The sequence below is a fragment of the Pallidibacillus pasinlerensis genome, from assembly GCF_009996845.1.
GTDB classification, from domain to species: domain Bacteria; phylum Bacillota; class Bacilli; order Bacillales; family Caldibacillaceae; genus Pallidibacillus; species Pallidibacillus pasinlerensis.
The window spans coordinates 39,488-48,409 of sequence record NZ_JAACYS010000017.1; the positions used below are offsets into that span (position 1 = coordinate 39,488).

Sequence of the window (8,922 nt, forward strand, 5' to 3'; positions counted from 1 at the left end):
TACACCCTATAGTTCATGTACATGCCGGGCGCACCTAGAAAAAGAGGCTGATTAATTTTCAGCCTCTTTTCTTATTAAAATATCGATATTAATTGAACGACAATGTATGTCCTATTACACTATTATGCTAATTCATGGGAAATGGAATCATTGTCCCATTCTTTAATCATATCAAGAATTCTAGTCATACCTTTAATATTAATTGTATTAAGTCTTTCATGTAAATGATCTTCGAAGAAACTAATTTTCGCATCATTTAAATTAAAAGTTAAAGGCACGTGCAATTTAATTTCAGCTAATTTTCTAGATAAGATTAGCAATTCACGGTCAGCTTCGATCTTTTTAGGGGTAGCAACAGCGTAGCTGTCATTACCCGCAATAAACTGTATTAAATTGGGAAATTCTTAATGGCGTCATTATAATGATTTTGGGCTTCTTCAATAGCTAATCTCGAGTATACCTCTAAGGACTTTCTACTCTTATGTCCTGAATAGGGTTGAATTAATGCATCATCTATACCTTGTTTTTTTAACCAGGTTAAAAGGAAATGTCTTAGCATATGAGGAGAAATATTTTGAGTCAATCCAGCTGCCTCTGAGTACTTTGATAAAATTTTTCTGATTCCTCTATCTGTGTACTTCTTATTCCATGAAGACTCAAATAAATAAATAGCATGTTTATTTTTCATATTAATGCAGTGCATTGGCAATAATTCTTTAAAAGAATCAGGAAAAGGGACAATTCTATCCTTTTTCCCTTTTCCTTGATTAATTCTAATCTGGCATCGGTCAAAGTCTATATCTGTAAGCTTTATATTTATTAGTTCACTAACCCTAACTCCGGTATAAAGAAGGGTTCTAATAATCATCATGTCTTGGAAATTTTTTGCTTTCCAAACAACTTCATAATAACGTCTAAGTTCTTCTTCAGTTGGTATATAGGGAAGCTTTTCTGATTTTTTTGGTATCTCTACTTCTAATTCCTCACGTAGATGTTGAAATACCTTTTTTTAAATAATCATAGTCTGGACGCTCACTTCGTAGATATTTAGCAAGTTCCTTAGCCTTCTTTTTTGCTGATGTTCTTTTTAAATTCATGCAGAATCCACCTCTATTTTCAATCGTTCAGACATATCCAATTTAAAGATTCCATAAGGATTTACATGGGTGTAAATTAATGGAGTTAAAGCCCGAAGATCTTCAGGTGTCATCCTATCAAACCATGCATTTTCAGATAAAATATTTTGTATCATTAAAGTATTAATATACACTAAACAGTTTTGAAGTAAATGTAAAGATAAAACGGCTATTTCTTGATCCTCTAACCGATTTGTTGCTATTTCTCCACCTTTTCCATAAAAGATAAAACTGTTTGCAGAGTTCCAATTTTCAACAACATTTAGCCCTTCGTGAATTTCCCTTCTAATTTCTTCGGAATCGAGGTATTCACATAGAAAAATGGTTTTAATGGCTTTGCCTAGTTCTGCAAGTGCCTGATATGTCGGGTGCTTTAAATTATTTCGAGTAAAACGCTTTAAAATCGCCTCAGTTTCTGCCGTTCCCAAGCGTAATGCAGTAGCATATTTGACCATTTGATCATATTGCTGCCGGATTAATTCCCAGTTAATTGGCCTAGTCATTACCGGTTGTAAATTGGGATAGGTATCTGTCATACCTACATCCGGTCGGTACAATTTTTGACTATGGATAGACTTTAATCTTGGCATTAATTGAAATCCAAGAAGGTGGCAAAATGCAAAAGCAACTTCACTTTGACCATGGGTATCGACATAGTTTTTTTGAAGATTCATATCAGTACAATGACGAAGTAATCCTTCAATCATCGATGCAACCTCGGATGATGAACAGGACTTCAACTGGGAGTAAATACAGGTTGAATTTTTTGCAACATGCCAATAAATCATAACACCACGGCCACGGTATCGTATATGCCATTCGGTCATCAAATTTTGATCCCACGCTCCAAACTTCTTAGAATCTGATGCACAGGCAGTTGTTCCTTCTCCCCATATTTCTTTGATTTTACAACGAAAAATAGCATTTACGACCTCTGCAATTGCATTACGTAAATTATCCTTTTGTATAAACTTTTTTCGAATATATAATAGATCGTTATATTTTTCTCCGTGTTCTCCTGCTGAAACCCGTTTAAGACCAGCATTTGTTCCTAGACCATATAATGTAAGGATCAATCTTTTTTGAATGGTTGCCCTATCGAGAATTTCTCTATTACCAACTGTTTTAAAATGATCTGTAAAATTGATTCTAAGATCAGCTTCTTTCAAAATATCCAGTAAGTTTGTCATTGGCCAACGCTTCATAATTTCAGCTTTTAAGCGTGATAGGTTTATTGGTTCTGGTAGTGGTTCATATGGTGATATTGATATCCAACCATTTCCTTTTGTTGTAATTCGGACTTGAGAATTTTTAGGAATTCTCTCATTTAGTTTTTCTAAGGATTTGATCATCTTCTGTTTAATACTCAAAATAAATGCTTCTGCATCAAGTGGCTGGTTTAAAGCTTTGTAATTTTCTTCTCTTCGCTCTTCAAAATCTTGTGGCAAATCCTCATCTGGATTTCGATATCGATCAGAACCCACTACCCAAATTTCCTTGCATCGAAGCTTGTCCCGTAATGCTTGTAAAGCACTGATTTCATAATTTATTCGGTTTATTCGTTCCTGGCCTTTGTCGTCTTTTTCAACTACAATTTTTTTATTAACAGAACGAATAACTCCGTTGATTGGAACATTTTCTGTTATTGGAAAGTAATGAAAGCCAGTTTCAGCGTACTTTTTAATCAATCCAAGCGCCTCAATCACTGGACGGTGAACCTCGTTATTAGAACGAAAATCAAGAATATTTAAAATTTCAGGAACCATCCTGCGATAATGATTACCATAGGAAGCCCGAATAACCGTATGAATTTTCTCACGATAGGCCGGTCCAGTATGTTTGAATTCCTTTACTAAGTCTTTTAAGGTTTGCTCATTAACTATAGGATAAAGAACTTCGCGAATTATTCCTTCTGGATTATCAACTGCTGCTTGAGCAAGATTGAATAAAATGCCATATTTGTTATTGACTTTCCGTAAATCATTTAGTATTTCTTTTTCAACCTTTCGCTCGGCACGTACATTAATTCGATGAATGATTTGGATCAGCAGTTCAATGAGGTTATCCGTGATTTCTAAGCTCCGAAGCCAAAAGAATGAGGATAATAAGGTGTAGCGAATTGGTTCGGGGTGTCGTCTTAATGAGCGAATATCCTCTGTGGCAGCTCGTAGCCGATATTTTTTAATAATTTTTGGAGGAACATCTTTAAATAAATCTTGAGGTAAGTTGAGTTGACGGATGGTATTCAATTTTTCTAGTTCCTTAAATACGGTATCTAACCCAACTCGTCCTGGATCTGATTTTAATTCATGAAAAGAGATGCTTTTTTTAGATACTGATGTCTCCTCTATAGTATCTTCAATATCTTCAATTCTTTCAATCAATGAATCAAGCTTTGTTAGTGTTTGTTTTGGTAAACTTTTATATATAGCATCAAAAAAACGTTTTTCATAGGTGTTAATGGCGGAATGAATAAGGCGTTCTATCCGATCAGGAGTCGGTGGTTCGATTCTAAGATCGCGAAATCTTTGATATACTTGCTCCTCTACATAATTCATTTCATGATTATGGTATAGAACAAATTGACAAAGCCAATTAATCATTTCTTCAATGTCTTGTTGTGTAATTTCCCGAAAGCCAAAATAATTACGTATTTCTGAACGATGATAAGTAATCGTTCTGCCTGTCCAATCATAATTACTAAAAGCACTTGGGTTCAAAAATAATTGCTTTGCTAAAAACTCTATAAAAGATCTTGGTAATTCATTTTTATAATACGGAAATCTTGCTTCGTATTGAAAAAATTTAAACAAAACGGCAAAGCCAAGTTTTGAATCACCTCTCTTTGTTTGAATAAGCTTCATTTCATCGGGCGTCAATGTAAAGTGTTCTATTAATTCTTCTAACTCCCAGTTCCTTTTCAAAACATATTCTCCCCTCAAAAAAGTTCCTATAATGGTGAGTGCCGGAACTTTATTTAAAATAAAGTATATTATAAATCAACTATATCAAACAATAATCTATTAAATTTTCTATAAGTTCCTAACCCAAAATAGTAATCGGAACTTATAGACTATTCAACGAATTTGTGTTACGTTTATATGGAACACTTTTACAACAAAATAAAAATTCACTAGGGGTGCTTTTGTGTTAAAAGCTGAGAAAAGACTAAAAGTCTTTAACTCTTTGAACCTGATCTGGTTTGTACCGGCGTAGGAAAGTGGGGAAAATGCGTAAGCATTAATGAATAATTTTTATTAAATGCTCTCGTTAATAAACCACTTCCTAATTGAAGTGGTTTTAATTTTTTATTAGGGGTGATAAGAAATGAGTCAAAACAAAAAAGTGTTTCTTGCAGGACCATTTAAAAGTCTAGTTGATCCAAAAACAGGAATGATGGCCAATCATGAAAAACAAAAGTTGTTAAATCTTATATCTTTTTTTGAAGAAAGAGGTTTTTCAGTCCATAATGCGCACAAACGTGAAGGGTGGGGAAAGGACTTTATGACACCCGAAGAATGTACTGCAATAGATTTCAAAGAAATTAGTACATGCGATCTTTTCGTTGCCTTTCCGGGTTCACCAGCTTCCCCGGGAACCCATATAGAAATTGGATGGGCTTCTGCTTTAAATAAACCAATTATTCTGCTGCTAGAAGAAGGAAAAGACTACGCCTTTTTAATAAAAGGCCTTGATGCTGTCGCTAATGTAATATCTATCCGTTATCAAAAAGAAGATGATTATTTAAGAGAAATCGAAAAACAGTACTTACAATTCGTTTAGAAGGAGGTACATATGCAATACAGTAATTTCCACGAAGCTTATATAGAAACACTTTATGATACTTATCACAACCCACAATTTTTCAATGCACCACGTGGTAACCATAGTCGTGAGAAGCTTAATTATAACTTGAGTATTAAAAACCCTGTAGAACGTGTCTGTTATTTACCAAGCCGAAAAACGAATATTGTTTTTAATTTTGCAGAAGTTTTATGGTATTTATCAGGTGATAATAGCCTTGATTTTATTAGTTACTATAACAAGAAAATGCCTGAATATTCAATGAATGGAAAAACATTAACGGGGACAGCATATGGACCAAAAATCTTTGAATTTGGCAATGCCAAAATAAATCAATGGAAACAAATAAAAGATTTATTAACACATGAAGATCCTGATTCCAAAAGAGCATTTATACAGATCTTTGATGCAACGGAATTAATGGTACCAAACAATATTGATATTTCTTGCACATTAGGTCTGCAATTTTTTGTAAGAGAAAATAAACTATATATGGCATCTTATATGCGTGCAAATGATGCTTTTCGTGGAATCATAAGTGATCTTTTTTCCTTTACATTTATTCAAGAATTAATGGCCAGAGATCTTAACCTGGAATTAGGAGAGTATTTTCATAATGTTGGCTCCATCCACATTTATCAGCCGGATGATGAATGGACTGAAAAGGTGCTTCAGGAAGCTAAATCTGACCCACGAAACATGAAGCCTAAATTTAAATTCCCTAAAATGCCTTCTATAAATAATTGGCCTTCGATTGAAACTGTGCTAGAATATGAGGCTTTATTAAGAAAAGATCAGATTAAAATGTCTAGTTTAGACATTAAAAAATTGGATTTACCTGAATACTGGAAGCAAGTTCTTTTACTTTTTAGTTTGTATCAATACATTGCTTATAAAAGACCAATTGATACTTCCTTATATGAAAACTTACTCCCAGTTTATCAGCATTTTGTTATTAATAAATGGCCTTCAAAATTCACAACAATTGTAAAATAAATCTAGCCGAGGAGGAGAAGTAGATTATGAAAACTTCTTTTAAAGAAGGAACCATTGCTAATAAATTTGAAGCTTACAATGATATACTTGAACAAACTTTAGGATTTCGCTTTGTCTTTGAAACTTTCCTTTCAAATCCAAATGTAAAAAATATACTTGACTATGGATGCGGACCGGGAAAAGTAGCTTATAGATTGTCCAAAAGTACGAACCTAAACATCATTGCTGTAGATGAATCAAAAGAAATGCTCGACATTGCTCAGGAAAAAAGAAACCATCCAAACGTAGATTATCATTTGATTGAAAATGACCAGTTGTCTTTTCTTGAGAATAATTCAGTTGACGGAGCCATGACCTGTTATGTATTTATTAATACGGAAAATAAAGATAGGATTCGGCGAATTATGAAAGAGATTTATCGAGTACTAAAACCTGATTCACCATTTGTTATTTTAGATACAAATCCTGATTCAACAGGTATCGAGTTTTCTACGTTTCGAAATGGTATACCAGGAAAAAAATATATAAGTGGAGAAGCACGACAAGAATGGTTACATATAGAGAACCAAGAGGATCTTATATTACATGACTTTCACTGGCCAAAATCAATGTATCAGGAAGTTCTGAAAGAGATAGGTTTCCGAGATATCGAACAACTAGAACCAACTTTACGGGATATTCCTTATGAGGAATTAAAAAGGATTGAACAAGAACATAAATTTAGCCAATGGACACAGGAATGGGATTACCCTCCCTTCGTTCTTTATCGATCCGTCAAATAAGTAGTCAAATAAGTAATGGAAGGTTTCAGAACTGTTCCAAGGAGAGAATATTATGATAGCTGATGAATTTGATGTATTTTTATTTGACTTAGATGGAGTAATTTATATAGGATCAGAACCACTTCCTGAGGCAGTAGAATCACTTAGGCGTCTTCGAAAAGAAAAGAAAGAGATTAGATTTTTAACTAATGATCCATGTACAACACGGGAAAAAACAGCAAAACGGTTAAGTAAGCTAGGTATAGAAGCAAGCAGCGAAGAAGTAATTACGTCTGGTTGGTTGACCGCACAATATTTACACCATGAAAAAGTCAGAACTGCATTTGTTTTAAGTGATGAAAATTTAAAATGGGAATGTCAACAAGTTGGTATCAATATAAAAGATCAAACCAATGTAGAAGCCGTTGTTGTTGGGTGGGACGATAATGCGTCTTTTCATGATATCCAGAAAGCAGCAAAATTTATTCATAAAGGATCAAAATTTGTTGCCACAAATGCAGACAGAACGTTTCCAACCCCTGAAGGTCCTTTACCTGCTGTTGGGGCAATGGTGGAAGCGATACGGGTTTCAACAGAGAAAAGACCTATCATTGTCGGAAAACCTTACCCTTATATGTTTAAAAAGGCACTTGAAGATTTTATTCCATCCTCCAGAGCAGTAATGGTGGGTGATAATCCATATACTGATATTTTGGGCGCACATCAGGCAGGAATACCGGCCATTTTGGTATCAGAGCAAAATGTTAAAAAGTTCCCGTCAGCAAGAGATTTCCGCAATCCAGATGCTACGATACCAAATTTAAAGAGTTTATTTGACAGTAATATAAACATAAAAAAGTGGATTTCCCCTTCCTTTTCTTGGCCAGATAATATCGAAGCAGGAGTTGCAGGCATTATTTTTGATAAAAAACAGCGAGTTCTTCTAGTGAAACGTGCAGATAACGGATTATGGGGAATTCCATCGGGCCATGTTGAGCCAGGAGAAACTGTAGAGGAAGCAATCATCAGAGAAATTAGGGAAGAAACCGGTTTGAGAGTCAAAGTTAATAGGTTAATCGGAGTTTATTCTGATCCTGTTTCTCAGGTTTTTTCATATCCAAACGGTAATGTAAGTCACTTTATTACAACATGTTTTGAATGTGAAGTTATAGGTGGAACTCTAAATAGAAAAAGCGAAGAGACATTAGATGCGGATTATTTCGACTTTAATCATTTACCAGAAAATCTCCTAAACATGCATCCAAGATGGCTTAAGGATGCATTAGAAAGGGAAAGAATTTCTTATATTCGTTAGTTAAGTAACAAGCCCTATAGAAAAACAGAAATGGCTTAAAGTTAAAACTTTAAGCCATTTCTCAATTTTACATATATTTACTGTTTATTGCGGGTAATGACAGCTACGCTGTTGTTACCCCTTTTACGCTGGCCAGGTTTTAGTTCGTCTAACGAAGCCAAGATGTTGTCCACTGTTTGAAATTGTAAAATTAGTTTTTCTGCTGTTTTCGGCCCAATTCCTTTGACACCTGGATAATGATCACTTGTATCCCCTGTTAACCCTTTAACATCAGCAAATTGTCTTGGATGGTATCCTCGTTCTTCTATAAATCTTTCTTTTGTTTGTACTTCGTAGTTGCCGTACCCTTTTTTCATTAAAGCAACTGTTATATTGTCATCTAATACTTGTAGAATATCACGGTCTCCTGTTAAGATGATTACTTCAGCTTCGTCTTTTACTTGATGGGCAATTGTACCTAAACAATCGTCCGCTTCATAACCTGTAACTCCAATGTTTGGTATAGCAAAGGCGGCTGTTGCATCTTTTGCTAAATCAAATTGTGGGATTAGTTCTTCAGGTGGAGCAGAACGATTCCCTTTATATTCTTCATTATGTGCCCTACTGTGGGGAATATTGGTATTTTTAGTAGCACACTTGTATAAATCTAGCAATATCAATTATTTAAGACAGATATTATTAATCCCATTATATTTTTTTATAGGGATATATGCTAAACTAGTTTAAATGAAAATAATAGATTACAATGCATAGAACGGTGTTTGTCAACATAGTTGTCGCATTAACTACTTTAGTATTTTAAACCTGAATTATTCATAGAAAATCAATAACTTAGATTAACATCTTGTTTATCAAGCCCTTTCGGCTTCCTGGATTTGCACGAAAAAAATGAAAAAAGAATCCATTTCTG

The 8,922-nt window shown here is 34.2% G+C and carries 8 protein-coding genes and 1 riboswitch; of the genes, 4 read left to right on the forward strand and 4 right to left on the reverse strand.

Annotated elements, in window-relative coordinates; translation table 11 throughout:
• Positions 1–122 precede the first annotated feature (122 nt).
• The 3 genes from GW534_RS05685 to GW534_RS05695 form a co-directional block, all read right to left on the reverse strand.
• Positions 123–320 carry a hypothetical protein gene (locus GW534_RS05685; protein ID WP_161920092.1) on the reverse strand — a complete coding sequence of 66 codons (198 nt, stop codon included), beginning with the start codon at positions 318–320 and terminating at the stop codon, positions 123–125.
• Between the two features lie 68 nt (positions 321–388).
• Positions 389–871: a tyrosine-type recombinase/integrase gene (locus GW534_RS05690; RefSeq protein WP_246203953.1), complete on the reverse strand. Its 483-nt coding sequence runs from the start codon at positions 869–871 to the stop codon at positions 389–391.
• A gap of 222 nt (positions 872–1,093) precedes the next feature.
• On the reverse strand, positions 1,094–4,060 hold the full coding sequence (locus GW534_RS05695) for a Tn3 family transposase (protein WP_161920093.1): 2,967 nt from the start codon (positions 4,058–4,060) through the stop codon (positions 1,094–1,096).
• Positions 4,061–4,261: 201 nt separating this feature from the next.
• Positions 4,262–4,372: riboswitch (TPP riboswitch) on the forward strand.
• Between the two features lie 91 nt (positions 4,373–4,463).
• On the opposite strand from GW534_RS05695, the gene GW534_RS05700 reads away from it, so the two are divergent.
• Genes GW534_RS05700 through GW534_RS05715 form a run of 4 tightly spaced genes read left to right on the forward strand, consistent with a single transcriptional unit; the run spans position 4,464 to position 8,012 of the window.
• Complete coding sequence (locus tag GW534_RS05700) at positions 4,464–4,919, forward strand: nucleoside 2-deoxyribosyltransferase (protein ID WP_144463686.1); 456 nt, start codon at positions 4,464–4,466, stop codon at positions 4,917–4,919.
• Positions 4,920–4,931: 12 nt separating this feature from the next.
• On the forward strand, positions 4,932–5,936 hold the full coding sequence (locus GW534_RS05705; RefSeq protein WP_144463685.1) for a thymidylate synthase: 1,005 nt from the start codon (positions 4,932–4,934) through the stop codon (positions 5,934–5,936).
• A gap of 26 nt (positions 5,937–5,962) precedes the next feature.
• Positions 5,963–6,718, forward strand: a complete 756-nt coding sequence (locus tag GW534_RS05710; RefSeq protein ID WP_144463684.1) for a class I SAM-dependent methyltransferase — start codon at positions 5,963–5,965, stop codon at positions 6,716–6,718.
• A gap of 52 nt (positions 6,719–6,770) precedes the next feature.
• On the forward strand, positions 6,771–8,012 hold the full coding sequence (locus GW534_RS05715) for an HAD-IIA family hydrolase (RefSeq protein ID WP_144463683.1): 1,242 nt from the start codon (positions 6,771–6,773) through the stop codon (positions 8,010–8,012).
• A 77-nt stretch (positions 8,013–8,089) separates the two neighbouring features.
• On the opposite strand, the gene GW534_RS05720 is transcribed toward GW534_RS05715, so the two are convergent.
• Positions 8,090–8,665 carry a 5'-3' exonuclease gene (locus tag GW534_RS05720; protein ID WP_246203954.1) on the reverse strand — a complete coding sequence of 192 codons (576 nt, stop codon included), beginning with the start codon at positions 8,663–8,665 and terminating at the stop codon, positions 8,090–8,092.
• Positions 8,666–8,922 lie beyond the last annotated feature (257 nt).